The organism is Streptomyces sp. F001 (assembly GCF_004187715.1).
Taxonomy (GTDB): domain Bacteria; phylum Actinomycetota; class Actinomycetes; order Streptomycetales; family Streptomycetaceae; genus Streptomyces; species Streptomyces flavusporus.
Map to the genome: position 1 here is coordinate 197,976 of NZ_QZWF01000010.1, position 18,826 is coordinate 216,801.

At 68.3% G+C, this 18,826-nt stretch carries 13 protein-coding genes and 1 pseudogene; 10 read left to right on the top strand and 4 right to left on the bottom strand.

All coding sequences use genetic code 11. The features are described 5' to 3' along the window. Positions 1-5: 5 nt before the first annotated feature. On the top strand, positions 6-989 hold the full coding sequence (locus tag StrepF001_RS29880; RefSeq protein WP_129801317.1) for an ABC transporter ATP-binding protein: 984 nt from the start codon (positions 6-8) through the stop codon (positions 987-989). Continuing rightward, positions 982-2,019 carry a dipeptide ABC transporter ATP-binding protein gene (locus StrepF001_RS29885; RefSeq protein ID WP_129801318.1) on the top strand — a complete coding sequence of 346 codons (1,038 nt, stop codon included), beginning with the start codon at positions 982-984 and terminating at the stop codon, positions 2,017-2,019. Before StrepF001_RS29880 ends, StrepF001_RS29885 begins: the two co-directional genes overlap by 8 nt. Positions 2,020-2,237: 218 nt before the next feature. Here the strand turns inward: StrepF001_RS29885 and StrepF001_RS29890 are convergent, their stop codons facing one another. Then, entirely contained in the window at positions 2,238-4,358 is a 2,121-nt protein-coding gene (locus tag StrepF001_RS29890; RefSeq protein ID WP_129801319.1) for a prolyl oligopeptidase family serine peptidase, read from the bottom strand. Positions 4,359-4,535: 177 nt separating this feature from the next. Between StrepF001_RS29890 and StrepF001_RS29895 the strand changes: the two genes are divergently transcribed. From StrepF001_RS29895 to StrepF001_RS29910, 4 genes are all read left to right on the top strand, one after another. Beyond that, on the top strand, positions 4,536-4,730 hold the full coding sequence (locus StrepF001_RS29895) for a hypothetical protein (RefSeq protein WP_129801320.1): 195 nt from the start codon (positions 4,536-4,538) through the stop codon (positions 4,728-4,730). A gap of 132 nt (positions 4,731-4,862) precedes the next feature. Continuing rightward, on the top strand, positions 4,863-8,495 hold the full coding sequence (locus tag StrepF001_RS29900; RefSeq protein ID WP_129801321.1) for a DEAD/DEAH box helicase family protein: 3,633 nt from the start codon (positions 4,863-4,865) through the stop codon (positions 8,493-8,495). A gap of 8 nt (positions 8,496-8,503) precedes the next feature. Then, positions 8,504-9,946 carry a restriction endonuclease subunit S gene (locus StrepF001_RS49650; protein ID WP_129801322.1) on the top strand — a complete coding sequence of 481 codons (1,443 nt, stop codon included), beginning with the start codon at positions 8,504-8,506 and terminating at the stop codon, positions 9,944-9,946. Then, a complete protein-coding gene (locus StrepF001_RS29910; protein WP_129801323.1) occupies positions 9,943-11,529 on the top strand; it encodes a class I SAM-dependent DNA methyltransferase in 1,587 nt (528 codons plus the stop codon). Before StrepF001_RS49650 ends, StrepF001_RS29910 begins: the two co-directional genes overlap by 4 nt. Positions 11,530-11,533: 4 nt before the next feature. On the opposite strand, the gene StrepF001_RS29915 is transcribed toward StrepF001_RS29910, so the two are convergent. After that, positions 11,534-11,743 (bottom strand): DUF397 domain-containing protein, encoded by a 210-nt coding sequence (locus tag StrepF001_RS29915; protein ID WP_129801324.1) that lies wholly within the window; start codon positions 11,741-11,743, stop codon positions 11,534-11,536. After that, positions 11,740-12,618, bottom strand: coding sequence for a helix-turn-helix transcriptional regulator (locus StrepF001_RS29920; protein WP_206306982.1), 879 nt, complete (start codon positions 12,616-12,618; stop codon positions 11,740-11,742). The genes StrepF001_RS29915 and StrepF001_RS29920 overlap by 4 nt, the downstream gene beginning before the upstream one ends. 479 nt (positions 12,619-13,097) lie before the next feature. On the opposite strand from StrepF001_RS29920, the gene StrepF001_RS29925 reads away from it, so the two are divergent. Next, positions 13,098-16,640 (top strand): WD40 repeat domain-containing protein, encoded by a 3,543-nt coding sequence (locus StrepF001_RS29925; RefSeq protein ID WP_129801325.1) that lies wholly within the window; start codon positions 13,098-13,100, stop codon positions 16,638-16,640. A gap of 8 nt (positions 16,641-16,648) precedes the next feature. Here the strand turns inward: StrepF001_RS29925 and StrepF001_RS29930 are convergent, their stop codons facing one another. After that, positions 16,649-16,948 (bottom strand): NIPSNAP family protein, encoded by a 300-nt coding sequence (locus StrepF001_RS29930; RefSeq protein WP_129801326.1) that lies wholly within the window; start codon positions 16,946-16,948, stop codon positions 16,649-16,651. Positions 16,949-17,248: 300 nt separating this feature from the next. On the opposite strand from StrepF001_RS29930, the pseudogene StrepF001_RS29935 reads away from it, so the two are divergent. The 3 genes and pseudogenes from StrepF001_RS29935 (at position 17,249) to StrepF001_RS29945 (ending at position 18,781) form a co-directional block, all read left to right on the top strand. Further along, positions 17,249-18,112: pseudogene (locus StrepF001_RS29935) on the top strand (helix-turn-helix domain-containing protein). 67 nt (positions 18,113-18,179) lie between these two features. After that, the gene (locus tag StrepF001_RS29940; RefSeq protein ID WP_129801328.1) at positions 18,180-18,527 is read left to right on the top strand and encodes a hypothetical protein; all 348 of its coding nucleotides are present in this window, start codon (positions 18,180-18,182) and stop codon (positions 18,525-18,527) included. Beyond that, on the top strand, positions 18,524-18,781 hold the full coding sequence (locus StrepF001_RS29945) for a hypothetical protein (protein WP_129801329.1): 258 nt from the start codon (positions 18,524-18,526) through the stop codon (positions 18,779-18,781). Before StrepF001_RS29940 ends, StrepF001_RS29945 begins: the two co-directional genes overlap by 4 nt. Positions 18,782-18,826 lie beyond the last annotated feature (45 nt).

The following is an 18,826-nucleotide window of genomic DNA, read 5'->3' on the forward strand; positions in this document are numbered from 1 at the left end:
CCGCCATGCTGCTCGAAGTGCGCGATCTGCACGTGGAGTTCCGGACCCGGGACGGGACCGCCAAGGCCGTCAACGGCGTCACCTGCAGCGTGGACGCCGGTGAGACCCTCGCCGTGCTCGGCGAGTCCGGTTCCGGCAAGTCCGTCACCGCCCAGGCCGTCATGGGCATTCTCGACATGCCGCCGGGCCGGATCACCGGCGGGGAGGTCCTCTTCCAGGGCCGGGACCTGCTGAAGCTCAAGGAGGACGAGCGGCGGAAGATCCGTGGCGCCGAGATGGCGATGATCTTCCAGGACGCGCTGTCGGCACTCAACCCCGTGCTGTCCGTGGGGGACCAGCTCGGCGAGATGTTCGTGGTCCACCGGGGCATGTCGAAGAAGGACGCGCGGGCCAGGGCCGTGGAGCTGATGGACCGCGTCCGCATCCCGGGCGCCAGGGAGCGGGTGAAGCAGTACCCGCACCAGTTCTCCGGCGGTATGCGCCAGCGCATCATGATCGCGATGGCGCTCGCCCTCGAACCGGCCCTGATCATCGCCGACGAGCCCACCACCGCCCTCGACGTCACCGTGCAGGCCCAGGTCATGGACCTGCTGGCGGAACTCCGGCGCGAACTGAACATGGGGCTGATCCTCATCACCCACGACCTCGGCGTGGTCGCCGACGTCGCCGACCGGATCGCGGTGATGTACGCGGGCCGGATCGTGGAGTCGGCGCCGGTGCACGACATCTACAAGGCGCCGGCCCACCCCTACACCAGGGGCCTGCTCGACTCCATCCCGCGTCTGCACCACAAGGGCCAGGAGCTCTACGCCATCAAGGGTCTGCCGCCCAACCTCATGAACATCCCGCCGGGCTGCGCGTTCCACCCGCGCTGCCCGATGGCCCGGGACGTGTGCCGCACCGACGTACCCCCGCTGTACGAGGTGACCCCGTCGGACGGGGCCCGGGGGAGCGCCTGCCACTTCTGGAGGGAGTGCCTGCATGGCTGAGCCGATTCTGGAGGTCAGCGGGCTCGTCAAGCACTACCCGCTGACGCGGGGCGTCCTCTTCAAGAAGCAGGTCGGCTCGGTGAAGGCCGTCGACGGTGTCGACTTCACCCTCGACCGCGGCGAAACCCTCGGCATCGTCGGTGAGTCCGGCTGCGGCAAGTCCACGGTCGCCAGGATGCTGGTCAGCCTGGAGAAGCCGACGGCCGGAGTGATCAGGTACCGGGGCGAGGACATCACCCAGCTGTCCGGCAGGGCTCTGAAGGCCGTACGGCGCAACATCCAGATGGTGTTCCAGGACCCGTACACCTCCCTCAACCCCCGTATGACGGTGGGCGACATCATCGGGGAGCCGTACGAGATCCATCCCGAGGTGGCCCCCAAGGCCGACCGGCGCAGACGCGTCCAGGAGCTGCTGGACGTCGTGGGCCTCAACCCCGAGTACATCAACCGCTATCCGCACCAGTTCTCCGGCGGGCAGCGCCAACGCATCGGCCTCGCCCGGGGTTTGGCGCTGCGCCCGGAGATCATCGTCGCCGACGAACCGGTCTCCGCGCTGGACGTGTCCGTCCAGGCCCAGGTCATCAACCTGATGGAGCGCCTGCAGAACGAGTTCGAGCTGTCGTACATCTTCATCGCGCACGACCTGTCGATCGTCCGGCACATCTCGGACCGGGTCGGCGTCATGTACCTCGGCAGGATCGTGGAGACCGGCCGGGACGCCGAGATCTACGACCACCCCACGCACCCCTACACCCAGGCACTGCTCTCCGCCGTCCCCGTGCCCGACCCGGAGGCCCGCGAACGCCGGGAGCGCATCATCCTCTTCGGCGACGTGCCCTCCCCGACGAACATCCCCTCCGGCTGCCGCTTCCGCACCCGCTGCTGGAAGGCGCAGGAGCGCTGCACGCTGGAGGTGCCGGCGCTCGCGGTGCCCGCGGAGTTCAGGCCGGCGGGCGGTCCTGCGGCCCACGACTCCGCCTGCCACTTCGCGGAGGAGAAACAGGTGGTGCCGCCGGAGGAGACGCGGTAACACGGAGGCAACTCCACTGACCCGATTCCGATATACGGACGCGTCAGTCTGTAGAGCGTACGGCCGTGCGGGTGCCGTAAACGGGCCGGGATGCCGCCATGTCATCCCGGCCCGTTGCTGTTCTTTGCGCCTAAACCGGCGCCGCTCTCGCGGACCTGGCTGGTGCTTCGTCGTGGTTCCTCAATTGATGGTTGCGGTGCTCTGTGGAGTGTCGCTGCTCAGCTCAGTTGCAGAGCGCGCCGAAGGAAGTCCAGCTGGAGCAACAGCAGGTTCTCCGCGACCGTCTCCTGCGGGGTCATGTGCGTGACGCCGGACAGCGGCAGGACCTCGTGCGGGCGGCCGGCGGCCAGGAGGGCGGTGGACAGGCGCAGCGAGTGGGCCACCACCACGTTGTCGTCGGCGAAACCGTGGACGATCATCATCGGCCGGGCCGGCTCGACGGCGTCCACCAGCCCGGCGTCGTCGACCAGCGAGTTGCGCCGGTAGACGTCCGGCTGCTCGTGCGGGTGGCCGAGGTAGCGCTCCTGGTAGTGGGTGTCGTAGAGCCGCAGATCCGTGACCGGCGCGCCCACGATCCCGGCGTGGAAGACGTCCGGCCGGCGCAGCACCGCGAGCCCGGCCAGATAGCCGCCGAAGGACCAGCCGCGGATCGCGACCCGGCCGAGGTCGAGCGGGAAGTCGGCGGCGAGGGCCTGGAGCGCGTCCACCTGGTCCTGGAGGACCACCGCGGCCAGGTCGTCCCGGACCGCCTTCTCCCAGGCGGGGGAGCGGCCCGGGGTGCCCCGTCCGTCGGCGACGACGACCGCGAACCCCTGGTCGGCGAACCACTGCGAGGTGAGATACGGGTTGTGCGCGGCGACCACCCGCTGGCCGTGCGGTCCGCCGTAGGGGTCCAGGAGGACCGGCAGGGGAGTGTCACCGGGGTAGTCCCGCGGCATAAGCACGGCGCACGGAATCCGCCGTGCGCCCCCCTCGGTGAGGGTCACGCGCGGGGACAAACCGGGATCCTCGGCGTACGAGGGGATGGTCGCCGCCGGCTTTCCGTCGTGCAGCACCTGCACCCGGGCCCCCGGCCGGTCGAGCGTCGCCGACACGAGGACGGTCACCTCCCCGGCGCGTACCGCCGAGTGCACGCCGGGCTCCTGCGACACGCGCTCCAGGCCGAGTTCGTTGACGCGGTAGACATGCACCTCGCCGATCTCCGGCGCGGTCGCGTCCTCGCCCGCCGAGGCCGAGACCAGCACGTCGTCGTCCGACACATCGAGCACCGCACGCACATGCAACTGCGGCCCGGTCAGCGGACGTTCACCCACCGCGAGCACCCGCGCGCCGCCCTCGTCGGCGATCCGCACCAGCTGCCCGGAGGGCGTCCAGCACGGCACTCCAGGGAAAAGATCCAGCCAAATCGGATCTTCGTCGGCGTGCACCATCCGGGTCGCCCCCGTGTCCGGATCCACCGCCAGGTACAGCTGGCTGCGCTGGTCACGGGCCTGCACCAGAACCAGTGGCGCACCCGCCGCTGACCAGTGCACTCGCGCCAGATACGGGTAGCGCGCCCGGTCCCAGACGACCTGAGTGCGCACCCCGTCGAGGCCGATCACGAACAGCTGTACGTCAGCGTTCGGGGTGCCGGCCGCCGGATAGGGGACGTGTTGTGGGTCACGCTCCGGATGGGCCGGATCGGAGATCCACCACCGCTGCACCGGCGTGTCGTCCACCCGCGCCACAAGCAGCCGGTCCGACTCCGGCGCCCACCAGAAGCCCCGGTCACGGTGCATCTCCTCGGCCGCGATGAACTCGGCCGATCCATAGGAAACCGACTCCGACTCCGGCTCGGCGAGCGCCCGGTCGCCCGCCCCCTCGGCACCCACGACCCGCAGGGCGCCGTCGGCGACGTACGCGATGTGCCGGCCGTCGGGGGCCGGGCGCGGGTCGATCACCGGTCCGGGGGCGGGGAGTTCACGGGCGGTGCCGGCCCGCAGCTCCGCCGCGAAAAGCCGCCCTGACAAGGCGAAAGACGCCAACTCCACGGCGGTGTCGGTGGCGTAGCCGACGATGCCGGCGCCGCCCTCACGGCTGCGTTCACGGCGCGCCCGCTCCTCGGGCGAGAGGTCTTCCGCGGCCCCGCCCAGCAGCGTGCGCGGGTCGGCCGCCGTGCGTTCCGCGCCGTCCGCGAGGTCGAGGACCCACAGCGCGTTGGCCCGGTCCGTACCGGACCCCGAGCGCAGGAACGCGACCCGGGAACCGTCGGGAGCCACGGTGAACGAACGCGGCGCTCCGAGCGTGAAGCGCTGGGTGCGGGCGTGCCGTCGGGGGAAGGAGACAGGCTCGGTCGTCATGCCACGACCATATTGGCCATGCGCCCCCTTGTGCGGCCGTGCGCCGATCGATGCGCACGCACGGATAGTTATGATCAATAGCGCTGCGTGGGTATGAACCTGCTGGCTGCTGTATGGATTTACAAGTTCCCCCGCACTGTTTCCCCGACGATCCCGGGTTCTTGGAGGTGAGCCGCCGTGGCACTCTCGATTTCGGCGGTGGTGCTGCTGGCGATCATCGTCTTCCTGCTCATCAGGAGGTCGGGACTGAAGGCCGGCCATGCGGTCGTCTGCGTCCTCCTGGGGTTCTACCTCGCCTCGTCCACCATCGCACCCACGATCAGCGAGCTGACGACCAACATCGCCGGGATGATCAGCAGCATCAAGTTCTGACCGGTCCGACACACGGGCTCCGGACCGCGAACGACCGGAGCCCGCCCCTGGCCGACCTGTTCTGCTCCTTCGGAGTACTTGGCTCCGTAAGCTTGGCGGATCCAGGACAAGCGAAGGCTGAGGCAGCGGCGCGTGGACAGAGACAGAGTTGACGATCGACTCCGGAAGCTGGCGAAAGCGTCGCCCAACTTCGGGCGGCTGTACGGGTACCAGCCCCTCCTGGCCATCTACGGCTCGCAGGCGGAACTCACCGTCCTGACCAACCCGAACGCCGCGTACGTGAGCGCCGGCCAGTTTGGCGAGGTCCTGGCCGAGGAGTTCGTCACCCGGACCGGCACTCGGGTCGAGGGCGCCACTCAGTTCGACCGCCTCAACGCGCTCACACGGGCAGGCGTACTCGTCGGCTGGAGCCGCGCCGCCTTCGACACGTTGCGTCGAGGCCGCAACGACGCCGCGCACAACCACCTCTTCGACACGACGAAGGCACTCGAAGCGCTGAGGCTGTGCTGGCAGCTGGGTGACCTCTTCGACCGGGCCATGGGTGGGACGCGGACCGTGTCCGCCTTCGTCCCGCCGACGCTCCCGGCCGACGTGTCCTCCGCCGACCCCGAGGAGATCGCGGAGCTCCAGGAGGCGCTGAAGGGCCATCGCCGCGCGTTGGCCGAGTCGCGCGTCAAACTGTCCGAGACCAGCGACCGCCTGGAGGCCGAGCGGCGGGCGCGTGCCGAGGCCGAGGCGCTCATCGCCAGCGCCCAGCAGTCGAAGTCGGCGTACGCCGCCGAGGTTGAGGAGCTGAGGGCGCAGGTTGCCGAGTTGCGCACGGCTCACCAGCAGCAGTACGACCGTGAGCGCCTCCAGCCCCGCAAGGTCGCCTCGGCCGCCCGCGAAGCCATCGTGGAGCGCGCGCAGCGCCCGGCGCCGCTCAACGAGGTGCAGGCGCGCGAGAAGATCGACGCGATGCTGGCCAAGGCGGGCTGGGTGATCCAGGACAAGGCGGATGCCAACCCGTTGGACAAGCGCGGCAGGGGCGTCGCCATCCGTGAGTTCACGCTGGCCACGGGCCGTGCCGACTACGTCCTCTACGTCGACGGCAAGATCGTCGGCGTCGTCGAGGCCAAGCGCGAGGGAACCGCGCTCGCCGGAGCCCTCGCCCAGAACGAGCGATACGCGGCGGGTGTGCTCAAGGAGCACACGATGGCCGTGTGGCGCAGGGAGGAACCTTTTGCGTTCCGCTACGTCAGCACGGGCGCGGAAACGTACTTCCTCAACCGCGTCGACCCCGATGCCCGCTCCCGTGAGGTCTTCGCCTTCCACCGCCCCGAGACCATCGCCGCGTGGATGAAGCGGGCCGACGAGGAACCGGACACGCCGACCTTCCGCGCGGCCCTCCGCACGGGCATGCCACTGCTGGAGACCCACGGCCTGCGTATGGCCCAGGTCGAGGCCATCACGGGCCTGGAGGGCTCTCTGGCCGCCGACCGGCCGCGCGCCCTCATCCAGATGGCCACGGGCGCCGGAAAGACGTTCACGGCCGTCACGGAGACGTACCGTCTGCTCCGCCACGCGGGTGCCCGCAGGGTCCTCTTCCTCGTCGACCGCAACAACCTCGGCCGGCAGGCGCACGCGGAGTTCGACAAGTACCGCACGCCGGACGAGAACCGGAAGCTCACCGACCTCTACAACGTCGACATGCTGGGCCGCGGTGGGATTCAGGACACTTCGGCGGTCGTGATCTCGACGATCCAGCGGATGTACGCGCTCCTCAAGGGCGAGGAGTTGCCGGAAGGGCCGGAGACGGACGAGCCGGAGACGAACGAGGTTGCGGTCAGCGAAGGCAAGGACGGCGAGGACAAGAAGGCCTCGAACCTGGACGAGACCTACGCGGCGGACGAGCCGATCACGGTCGAGTACAACCCGGACGTCCCGATCGAGTCCTTCGACGTGATCGTGATCGACGAGTGCCACCGCTCGATCTACGGGCTCTGGCGCGGCGTCCTGGAGTACTTCGACGCCCACCTGGTCGGCCTCACGGCCACGCCCACCCGCCAGACCAAGGGCTTCTTCGATAACAACATGGTGGCGCAGTACACGTACGAGCAGGCCGTGGCCGACGGCGTCAACGTCGACTTCGACATCGTGCGCGTCAACACCACCATCCGCGAGGACGGCGGCGCGAAGATCGAGAAGGGCACGACCGTCCGCATCCGCGACCGTCAGACGCGTGCCCAGCGCTACGAGGAGCTGGACGAGGACTTCGAGTACACCACCGCGCAGCTTGGCCGCACGGTGATCACCGAGGACGAGATCCGGGCGGTGTTGACGACGTACCGGAACAACTGGCAGCGGTGGTTCCCGGGCCGCGCGGAGTTGCCGAAGACGCTCGTCTTCGCGGCCGGCGACGACCATGCCGAAGAGGTACTGAAGCAGGTGAAGCAGGTCTTCGGCCGTGGCGACGAGTTCGCGAAGAAGATCACGTACCGTTCGCGGCAGAACGGGGACGACCCCGACTCGCTGATCAACGACCTGCGTAACTCGCCCCGGCTGCGCGTGGCGGTGACGGTCGACATGATCGCCACGGGGACGGACGTGAAGCCGCTGGAGTGCGTGATCTTCCTCCGGGCGATCAAGAGCCCGGTGCTCTTCGAGCAGATGAAGGGCCGCGGTGCCCGCTCTATCGACGCGGACGAGTTGAAGGCGGTGACGCCGGAGGCGGCGCCCGGCCTGACGAAGGACCGTTTCGTCCTGATCGATGCGGTGGGCGTCACGGATTCCCCTCTGGTGGACGCCCGGCCGCTCATCCCGGCAGGTGAGAAGAGCGTCTCGCTGGCGAAACTCCTCGACAAAGCCGGCACGCGGTCGCTGACGGCGGACGAGGCGGAGACGCTCGCGCGTCGGCTGGCCCGTATCGAGCGTCAGCTGGGGGAAGAGGAGAAGGGCCTGCTGGCGCAGACGTCCGGGGGAGTCAGCCTGGCCGACCTTGCGCGCAGGATCACGGACGCGGTCGATGTGGACACCCAGGACCGTGCTCGGCACGAGGGCGGCCCCGAGCTGGCCAAGAAGCTGGTCCATGATGCAGTGGCTCCTCTGACTGGCAGCCCGGAGCTGCGCAAGCTGATCCTGGAGATCCGCCACCAGCAGGACCTGACGTATGACGAGACGACCGAGGTGCGGGTCACTGAGGTTCGGGAGATACCGCGCTCGGAGCGGGCCCGCAAGGAGCTGGCTGAGTGGAACTCACTGCTGGAGAAAGCGCAGCGGGACGAGAACGCGGCGATCCGGGTGGCGCTGGGCAGCGGCGCGCGGGTGAGCCCGCGCGAGGCACGGGACGCGCTGAAGGAGCTGGCGGGCAAGATCCGCGCGACGAACCGTGCCTGGACGACGGGCGTCCTGTGGGACCACTACGAGCAGCTCGGCAAGGCGGCGGCAAGCCCCGGCAAGGAGGCGGGCCTCGGTGACCTGATGCGACTCATTCGCTACGAGCTCGGCGCGGACGACGAGCTGCGCCCGTACCGTACGGTGGTCGAGGAGCGCTTCGAGGGCTGGCTGCTGCGGCAGCGGCAGGTGGGTGTGGAGTTCACGGACGAGCAGCTGTGGTGGCTGGAGCGGATAAAGGACGCCATTTCCAACGACATCGGCATTGAGCCGGGAGACTTCGGAGTTGCGCCGTTCACCGAGCGCGGCGGAGGCCGGGGCTTCATGCGGGCGTTCGGGGACAAGGACAAGGCGTTGGAACTGTTGGATGAGCTGAATCAGGAACTGGCTTGAGTGTGAGCGTGGACGAGGAGAGCGAGCTTCCGGCGGGGTGGACTTGGGCCGCGCTGGCTGATTTGGTGGCGTCCGACGGCGTCTTCGCGGATGGAGACTGGGTCGAGAGCAAGGACCAGGATCCGGATGGCGACGTTCGTTTGATCCAGTTGGCCGATGTAGGTGAGGGGTCCTTCCGAGACCGGAGTAACCGATTCCTCACCTCCGCTACGGCTGACCGCCTGAGGTGCACCTACTTGGAATCGGGCGATCTGTTGATTGCGCGGATGCCCGAGCCGTTGGGAAGAGCGTGTTTGTTCCCCGGTAGTGACGGCCCTGCGGTGACCGTCGTGGACGTCCGGATTCTCCGTCCAGGCAAGTCCGGCGTGTCCAACCGTTGGCTCATGTGGGCTATCAACTCGCCTCAGGTGCGACAGCAGATTCGTGAATACCAGACGGGTACCACTCGCAAACGCATCTCGGGTAAGAACCTGGCCAAGGTGAGGGTCGCTGTACCGCCGCTTGCGGAGCAGCACCGGATCGTCGAGGCACTCGAAGAGCAGTTGTCGCGGCTGGATTCCGGTATCGGCACGCTGAGGTTGGCGCTCAAGCGGCTTGACGGGCTCAGGAAGAGAATCTTGGTCTCGTCAGTTCCGGATGAACTTCCGGAATCTTGGCAAATGGCCACGGTTGAGCAGGCGGGTACTCTCGAACTCGGGCGGGCACGTCATCCTGACTGGCATCACGGCCCAGAAATGCGACCGTACTTGCGAGTTGCCAACGTCTTCGAGGATCGAATCGATACCGCGGATGTCATGGAGATGGATTTCTCCGGAGTCTGGGACAAATATCGGTTGGAGCCGGGAGATGTGTTGCTCAACGAGGGACAGAGTCCGCACCTCGTTGGGCGCCCCGCGCTCTACCGGGGATTTCCTCGTGATGTCGCGTTCACGAACAGTTTGCTTCGCTTCAAGGCCAGTCAGCGAGTGCTTCCTCAGTGGGCCTTGCTGGTGTTCCGGAGACACTTGCATGCGAAGCGGTTCATGCGCGAGGTGCGGATTACCACAAATATCGCCCATCTCTCCGCCAAGCGTCTCAAAGCGGTTGAGTTCCCGATTCCGCCCTTGGATGTCCAGGAGAAACTCGTCCAGCGCTGCGACGAACTGTTGAGTGGCGTAGCCGCCATGGATCAGGAGGTCCAAAACGGCTTGAGGCGTGCCAACGGCCTGCGGGCTGCCCTGTTGGAGCGAGCCTTCAGCGGGAACCTGGTTCCGCAGCAGCCAGGAGACGAACCAGCGTCTGCTGTTCTGGCCCGCATCGCTGCTGAGCGAGCCGCCAAGCCGAAGGTGAAGCCCACCCGCAAGGCCACGGCCAAGAAGGTCGCCGTACCGCGAGCTGCCGCACCCGCCGACCCCGCCCCCGAGCCAACCCCCGCCCCCGCCCTCGCCGTACAGCAGGAGTTCGACCTGTGACCGCCCCCGTAGACGACCAGCAGCCTACCAACGAGCCCGCCAAGGCCGTCGCGCAGACGAACACTCTCGTCTCGAAGCTCTGGAACTACTGCAACGTCCTCCGTGACAACGGCATGTCCACCATCGAGTACGTCGAGCAGCTTTCCTACCTGCTCTTCCTGAAGATGGTCGACGAGATCGAGAGCGACCCGTGGGACGGGCAGGACATGAGTGCCATCGTGCCTGCCGACTACAACTGGAAGTCGCTCGTCGGTAAGCGCGGTGCCGCCCTGGAGAAGCACTACCAGGCCACCCTCCAGCACCTCCGCAGCAAGCCAGACACCACCATCGGCACGATCTTCGCCGACGCCCAGAACCGGATCACCAAGCCGGCCCTCCTGGAGAAGCTGGTCGTCGAACTGATCGGCCGCGAAGAGTGGACCATGACCGGCACGGACCTCAAGGGCGACGCCTACGAAGGCCTGCTCGCCAAGGGGGCCTCGGACACCAAGACCGGCGCCGGCCAGTACTTCACGCCCCGCGCCCTCATCGACGCCATGATCGACGTCACCCAGCCCGGCCCGGACGACACCATCACGGACCCGGCCTGCGGCACCGGCGGCTTCCTTATCGCCGCCCACGCCTACATCCGTGACCACCACATGAAGAAGATGTCGCTGGACGAGAGGAAGGCTTACGACGAGGGCCGCAAGATCTGGGGCAACGAACTCGTCACCGGCACCGCCCGCCTCGCCGCGATGAACATGCTCCTCCACGGCATCGGCAAGAGCGACGGGCCCAGCCTCATCCACGTCGGTGACGCCCTCGCCGACAAGCCCAGCGGCAAGCACGCCACCCTCGTCCTCGCGAACCCTCCCTTCGGCCGCAAGTCCGCGATCACGGTCATCGGCCAGGACGGCGAAGTCGAGAAGGAGGACATCCAGTACGACCGCGACGACTTCACAGCAACGACCACCAACAAGCAGCTGAACTTCCTTCAGCACATCATGTCGTTGACAGCGGTCAACGGACGTGCTGCCGTCGTCCTCCCGGACAACGTGCTCTTCGAGGGCGGCGCAGGTGAGAAAGTCCGCCGCAAGCTGCTCAACGAGTTCGACTTGCACACCATCCTGCGGCTGCCCACCGGCATCTTCTACGCCGGTGGCGTCAAGGCCAACGTCCTCTTCTTCGACAAGAGGCCCCCGCGCGCCGACGGCAAGCCCCTCACCACCGAGACCTGGGTCTACGACTTCCGTACCGGCCAGCACTTCACGCTCAAGCAGCGCCCGCTGACCCGTGCCCACCTCGACGACTTCGTGGCCGCCTACCGGCCCGGCGAGCCCCGGACTTCCCGCGTGGAGTCCGAGGACGAGAACGGGCCGTTCAAAAAGTTCAGCTACGAGGATCTGATCGCCCGCGACAAGGTCAACCTCGACATCACGTGGATGAAGGACCCCGCCCTCGACGACGCCGACAGCGGCCTGTCGCCCGAGGAGATCGCCGAGGAGATCGTCCGCGACCTCCAGTCCGCCCTGATCGAGTTCACGGCCATCGCCCGCTCCCTGGGCGGTGAAGTCGACGTACCAGAGGCCGAGGTCGAGTAGCCCGTCAGCGCTCGGACGCGTAGGTCACGAAGTCGGCCCAGGCCTCCGGCGAGAGCTGGAGGCGGGGGCCGGCCGTGTGCTTGGAGTCGCGGACGTGGATGGTGCTCGGGGTGTTGGCGACCTCGACGCAGTCGTTCGGGTTGCTGGTGTCGCTGTAGCTGCTCTTGAACCACACCAGGTCGGAAGCGTCTCCGGCAGAGGCCTTGCGGATCATGTTTCTCCCAGTAGTTGCTCGATGAAGGCCAGTGACTCCCGTACGGTCAGAGCCTCGGCCCGGATGATCCCATAGCTCAGTTCGAGGATCCGAAGCTGCCTCGGATCGGAGACTGGGCGGCCGTTGAACTCGTCGTCCATACGCCCAACTGCCGTGCCGTCCGCGAACTTCAGCACTTGGATCCGCCCTCCGGTACCAGGATGGTCCCAGCGTTCTGCCGGCATCACCTGAATTTTGACGTTCCGCAGCCGCGCCACCTCCAGGAGGTACTCGAGCTGTCCTCGATACACCATCCTGTCGCCGATCGGGCGTTTCAGCGTCGACTCTTCCAGGACAAAGCTGAGTTCTGGGGCAGGTGAGCGCTCGTAGATCGATTTTCGGGCCATACGAGCGGCTACTGCCTGCGTCAGCCGCTCCTCCGGGAGCGAGGGTCGTCGCGTCCTCAGCAGCGCGCACGCGTGCTCCTCCGTCTGCAGCAGGCCATGCAGGGCGTGGCTTCCGTACGAGAGCAACTCCACCGCCTTGGCCTCCAACTGCGCCAAGTCCCGCACCTGCTTGGGATACCGGACCTTCTCCACATCCTCCTTCATCGCCGAGAGCAACCCACCCGCCCTCAACACCTGGTCGGCCTTGTCTAGGAACTCCGGTCTGGGAATCCGCTTCCCCGACTCGATCTTGTAGATCATGTCCTCGCCGTAGCCGACCGCCTTGCCGAAGTCGGAGGCCCGCATTCCCACTGCCTCGCGCCGCAGCTTCAACTGCCGCCCCACCGTTGAGATGACCGCGAGCCCCCACTCGTCGTCCGGTTCCACCTCCCACCCCGGCTCGTCCGCCCCGCCCGTGCCGAGCTGTCCCGTGTCAGTGTCCACGCTCACCCCGCGCCCTCCCGTCGTACGACTTGGCAACGACGCCTTACCCGTACACGCCGCTCCGACGGCCTGGACAGCGCTGGACAAAGCCCCGGACAGTCACCATGCGTAGCAACGTCGTCACCTTTCACGGTAAGCAGGTGTGGCCGCTCCGCGTGACGTGATCCATGAAACCGGCGCCGCTGAAGGTGGGTCTTCCAGGTTGAGCGGTGCGCAGGGAACGCAGCTGCTCGATGTGTAGGGCGCCGACATGTGACACTCCACGCTGAAGTGTCACATCCCCGCGGACCTCTGAAGGCCCCGTTGGACCCCGTTCCGCCCTGCATGGCCGAAACCCGCACGCACCGTTGAACGCTCCTGTTGAGCCTCCGAAGATGGTCATGAGCGGATGACACGATGCCGGTCATTCGAGACCGATGGAACGGGGGCTGAGCGGTGCTGGCGGGTGGCGACGCGGTCGTGAGTGGTGCCCGATGAGGAACCATATGCAGGTCGCGCTCCAGATCATGCTGGCACTGGTCGCCTGCTTACTCGGCATCGCCACCAACTACGCGACCAGCACCGACGAGGTTCCCTGGGTGCTGGAGGTGATTCAGCAGGTTTCCGTTCCAGCTATCGGGCTGCTGATCGTGGCCCTGGTGGTTGGGCAGGTCGTCGTCTATCGGCTGGAGAATCCCGCGCCGCCCCGGAACGAGTGGCCGCGCGAGCGGGTTCCGTACCCGGGCCTCGACGCGTTCGACGAGGACGAGGCACCCGTCTATTTCGGCCGGGAGGCGCAGGCCGCCGAACTGACACGCAGGCTGCACACCACCGCGACCCGCCCCGCAGATCGGTTCCTGCTGCTGGTCGGGGCGTCTGGAAGCGGAAAATCCTCGCTGGTCAGGGCCGGGGTGATGCCCCGGCTTCGGGAACGCCGCTGGACCGTCGTACCGGCCTTCGCCCCCGGCCCCAACCCGCTGGGCGCCCTCGCGGGTGCGCTGGCGGCCGCCGCCGACGGGCAGGAGCCGGCGAGCGCCGTACTGCGCAGGCTGCGCCAGGGGCCAGACGCGCTGCGAGCCGAGCTGTCACGGCTGCGTGGCGGCCGGTTCCGGCGGATACTCCTCGTGGTCGACCAGTTCGAGGAGGCCGTCACACTGGCGGGGGAGCGCGAACGTGCCCAGTTCCTCGAAGCGCTGCGTACCTGCGTGGAACAGGACCCGGCGGTCCGCGTACTGGTCACCCTCCGGGTGGACCTGCTCGGCCGGCTCCTCGGCACCGGGCACGCGGAACTCCTCCAGCACCCCGTCGCCATCGGCACATTGGGCAGAGCACAGCTCGCCGAAGTCGTGGAGCGACCCGGGGCCCTCGTCGGCCTCAGCTTCGAGCCCGGAGTCGTCGACTCCATCGTGAGCGAGACCGGGACAGACGACGCACTACCGCTGCTCGCCTACCTCCTCCAGGAGTTGTACTTCGCCTCCGGGCCTGGCGGGACGGTCACCGAGGAGCTGTACCGGCGACTCGGCGGAGTACCCGGCGCGCTGGCGCGCCAGGCAGACAACACCGTGACCGGGCTCGGTGCGGGCGTGGGCATCGACTCCGCCCTCCGCGTCCTGCTCAGGTTCGTGACCGTCGAGGGGCAGGAGGTGGCCCGCCGCCATGTGCCGCTGTCCGAACTCGACGAACGGGACCGCCATGTCGTCGATGCCTTCGTTGAGGCGCGGTTGCTGCGCACCGACGTCAGGGGCGGCGACTCCGCAACCAGCAGCGAGCCTTATGCGCAGGTGACGCACGAGGCCCTGTTTCGCCAGTGGGCCCCGCTGCGGCAGGAGGTCGAGGCGCGGGCTGAGCGACTTCGCGAGCGCGCTGAACTGGAGCGGTGGGCGGCCGACTGGGAGCGGGCCGGACGCAGCGACGACTATCTCCTCACCGGGGAACGCCTCACGGCGGCCCGGCGCTGGCTCGAAGCACTGGAGGAATCCGGGCAGGCATCCACACCCACCCGCGCGCTCGTCGAATCCTCGCAACGCCGCGACCTGACCTTCCTGAGCCAGGTCTCCGACAGTATCGGCCGTCAGGTCCTCCTGAGCGCGGAGAGCGAACCGGAGCGCTCCCTGCTGCTCTCGCTCGCCGCGCTCGGCGAGTGCACGCCCACGCCCTCGGCAAGACGCGGGCTGATGGCGGCGCTGGCGGCGAGTCACCTCCGCGCCCGGCTCGACGGACACACTGACGCCGTCCGGCACATCGCCTGGTCCCCCGACGGGCGCATGCTGGCCACCGCGTCCAGGGACGGCACGGCCCGCGTTCACGACGCGCGGTCCGGACGCACACTGCTGGTGCTGCCCTGCGACGGCGTCATGGTCGAGTCCGTTGCGTGGTCACCGGACTCTGCGAGGGTGGCAGCCGCTGGCCGTGACCATGTCGTACGGATCTGGGATGCCGCCTTGGGGGAGCCGGTCCGGCTGCTCACCGGCGCCGGAGACCTCAACAGGCAGGTGGCCTGGTCGCCGGACGGTCGGCATGTCGCGGCGAGCTCCAAGGACCGGATCGTACGGGTCTGGGAGGCCGAAACCGGCCGGCTCGTACACGAGCTGCACGGGCACAGCGAGGATGTGTGGGGTGTGGCCTGGTCGCCGGAGGGCATCCGCCTCGCCTCCGCCGCACACGACCAGACCGCGATCGTGTGGGACCTGAGAACCGGGAGAGCGACCACCACACTCACCGGGCACTCGGACTTCGTCGAGGGTATCGCCTGGTCACCGGACGGACGGCACATTGCAACCGGCTCAGGGGACCATACCGCCCGCATCTGGGACGCCGGGACCGGCGACCTGCGGCTGCTGCTGCGAGGACACACTGACTACGTGTGGAACCTGGCCTGGTCGCCGGACGGACGGATGCTGGCCAGCGCCTCCTCCGACCGCACCGTGCGCATCGTCGGCACCGAGGATGCCAAGGTCCTGGCTGTGCTGCGTGGCCACGCCGACACTGTGTGGGGCGTCACCTGGTCACCCTGCGGGACCATGCTCGCCACCAGCTCCACCGACGGCACCGGCATGGTGTGGGACCTGCGCCCGCGTGGCGCAGAGGCCGTACTGGCCGACGGGCACCGCGGCCCGGTGAACCAGGCCACATGGTCCGGCAACGGCGGCCGTTTCGCCACGGCCTCGGACGACGGCACTGTACGGGTGTGGGACGCCGTCACCGGCGTTCTGGCCGGACCGGTGATCGGGTTGGAGGACCGGGTCTGGGCCGTCGCCTGTGATCCGCAGGGGGAACGGCTCGCGTTCAGCACCAACGACGGCCTGTTTCGGGTCGCCGACGGGCGCGGCGGCACGCTGTTCGAACGACACGGCGCGGTCGTCGAGGGGTGCGCCTGGTCTCCGAACGGCGGCCGGATCGCCACGGGTGGCCACGACGGCGCCGTGCGTGTCCTGTCCGCGCCGGACGGGACCGAGCTTCTGGAACTGACGGAACATCAGGACTGGGTCGGGCGCGTGGCCTGGTCGCCGACCGGACGACTGCTCGCCAGCTGTTCCGACGACCGTACGTGCCGACTGTGGGACATTGGGGAGGGGCGGCAGTTCACAGTGCTCCGCGGCCACGACAACTACGTGGAGGACGCGGCCTGGTCCCCGGACGAAACCAGGATCGCCACCGCTTCCGGCGACTGGACGGCCGCCGTGTGGGACATCGCCACCGGACGGCGCATCGAGGTGCTGAAGGGGCATGAGGGACGGCTTCGCGCCGTCGCCTGGTCACCTGACGGCCGGCACATCGCCACTGGCGCCGACGACCGTACGGTACGGGTCTGGTCCGCCACCACCCTTGAGGAGATCGCTGTCGTCGGTGTGCACCAGGACAAGGTGACCTCCGTGGCCTGGTCCCCGGACGGCACGAGACTGCTCACGGGATCGGCCGATGGGACGGCGCGTGTGTGGCGGGCGGAGCCAGACTACGACCGGCTGGAGGCGACCGCCCGAGGGAGGGTCTTCCGTACCCTTACCCGCGAGGAACGGCGGCAGCATCTGTTGCCGCTCGATCCCGCGTGACCGTGTGATCAGTAGGCCGATTCCACCGTGCGCTCTTCGGTGCGGACAAGGTAGTCGTCCGGGTTCAGGCCCATGGCCTCGCGCTCGGGCGACGACCAGTAAAGCGCGTTGCGCTCGGCGAAGGCTTCCGGGCCGTCGTACGAGATCAGCCAGACGAACTGGTTACGTTCGCGGTCCACCCAAGCTCCTCCGATCGTAAATCCCAACTCAAGCCGCAGCGGAACGATTTCGCCCCGCCACCGCTCCACCCACTCGTCAAGCAGGCCGTCCCGGACGGTGTACGTACGCAGTTGTGTGGTCTTCGGCATGGCATACATCCTCTCCGAGCGGCGAAGTTCGTGTGCCACCGGAGCCCGACCGCTCGTGCGTCGGTGCCAGGGGCGGTCTTTCCTAAGGACCACGACGGTGAAAGAACCTCACCAAGCCCCACCCCTCCCGCCCGCGGCGCCCGCTCACCCGTGCGAGTGAACATCACCAACTCGGCTGGATTCGCGGCACCTTGCCTGCCCTACGCTCGGCGCAACACAACCGCAGACATGCAACGGCCCTCGCCGGGACGGCAATCCCAGTGCGAGGGCCTGACCACCAAGGAAGGCGCAATCTTCCCGATGGATACGCAGCACCCTAGCGCGCCCCCGCACGCCCAGTCCCGCCCTGCCGCCAACAAACACCCGAACCGGCGGCCCCACACCGGCGGCGGTCTCAGTCACGACAACACCCGCCACACCGCCCGCTTCACGGTGATCGGCAACCACCTCACCCAGCACCCGGAGCTGTCCCTCCTCGCGATCGGTCTGGCCTGCCACATCCAGTCGCTGCCCAAGGGCGCCCGCGTCGACATCAAGACCCTCACCGCACGCTTCCCCGAAGGTGCCACCCGCATCGCCGCCGCCCTGCGCGAACTGGAAGCCCACGGCTACCTGCGCCGCGAGCGCATCCGCGTCCCCGGCGGCCGTATCGTCACCCGCACGGTCTCCTGCAACCAGCCAGGCAGTCGACGCCACACCGACGACAAGCCTGCCCGGCCGGCCCACCCGGCATCGGCGGAGAAGCGGGCTCCCCGCAAGAAACCCCTCCCTGTCGTCCCCCAGCCCGCCTGCCCTGCCCCGCCCTTCTCCAGCAGGCCACCGACCTCCTCGCCGACCTCCGCCGTCACGACCCCGCCTGCTGCTCTCCACCTGCGACACCGCCCACCTCGCCCCGGAGTCGCCGCCTGGCTGGAACGCGACGTCACCCCCACCGTCGTACGCCACGCCCTGACCACTGACCTGCCATCCGAGCCCCTGTGCCGCCCGGCAGCCCTCCTGGCCCACCGCCTCGCCGCCCAGCTGCCACCCCCGCCGTTCGCGCCCCGGCCCGCCACCACCGTCCGACACCCTCTCCAGAACTGCGACGGCTGTGACCGCGCCTTCCGCTCCCCGACTCCAGGACGCTGCCATGACTGCCGTACTCCCGTTGCCGCCGCCGCCTGAGACCGCTCCGTCCCGCTCCCTGCCCTCAGGGTCGATACTCTGGCCGGGGCACCCTCTGGAGGACACCATGAGCACTCAGGCCGACCATGGGCACGAGCTGATCCCCCGCCCCGAGCTGACTCCCGATGCCCTGCGGGCCGCCCTTGCCGACGTCGCTCCAGGGCGCCTTGACGAGATGCAGGCCATGAAGGACGAGGCCTTTGCCAAGGCCGTCGAGTGGCAGTCGCTCAGCCCGGTACAGAGCTGGGTCCTGATCTGGGCCAAGGAGATCGAGATCGCCCGCCGCCCGGACCTCTCCACCCGCTACGCCCAAGCGCAGAGCGATCTGGAGCATGAAGATCCGGACATCGCGCGGGAAGCCCTCCGCGAGCTGAGTGCGGTCCTCGACGAGGCCCTGAAAGCAGTGCGCGAGTGAGCTGGAAGTGGGAATACGCCTTCGGCGCCGAAGAGGCAGCCCGAACCGTTCCCGCAGACTTCCTCGCCGCCGTGGAGCGCAAGGCCGGCGAACTGGTCAGAGCGGCTGAAGCCCTCCATATTCACGGTCGGGCCTATGAAGGGATCGACCCGAAGGGCGGCGAAATCATCGTCTCCGGCGGCTGGTTCGGATACCAGGTCGTCGTGCGCAGCGAGCGCGTCTACGTCGTACAGATCACGTATCTGGGCTTCTGAGAGTCCGGAGGGCCGGAGGCGCATGATCCGGAAACCGACGGGCCG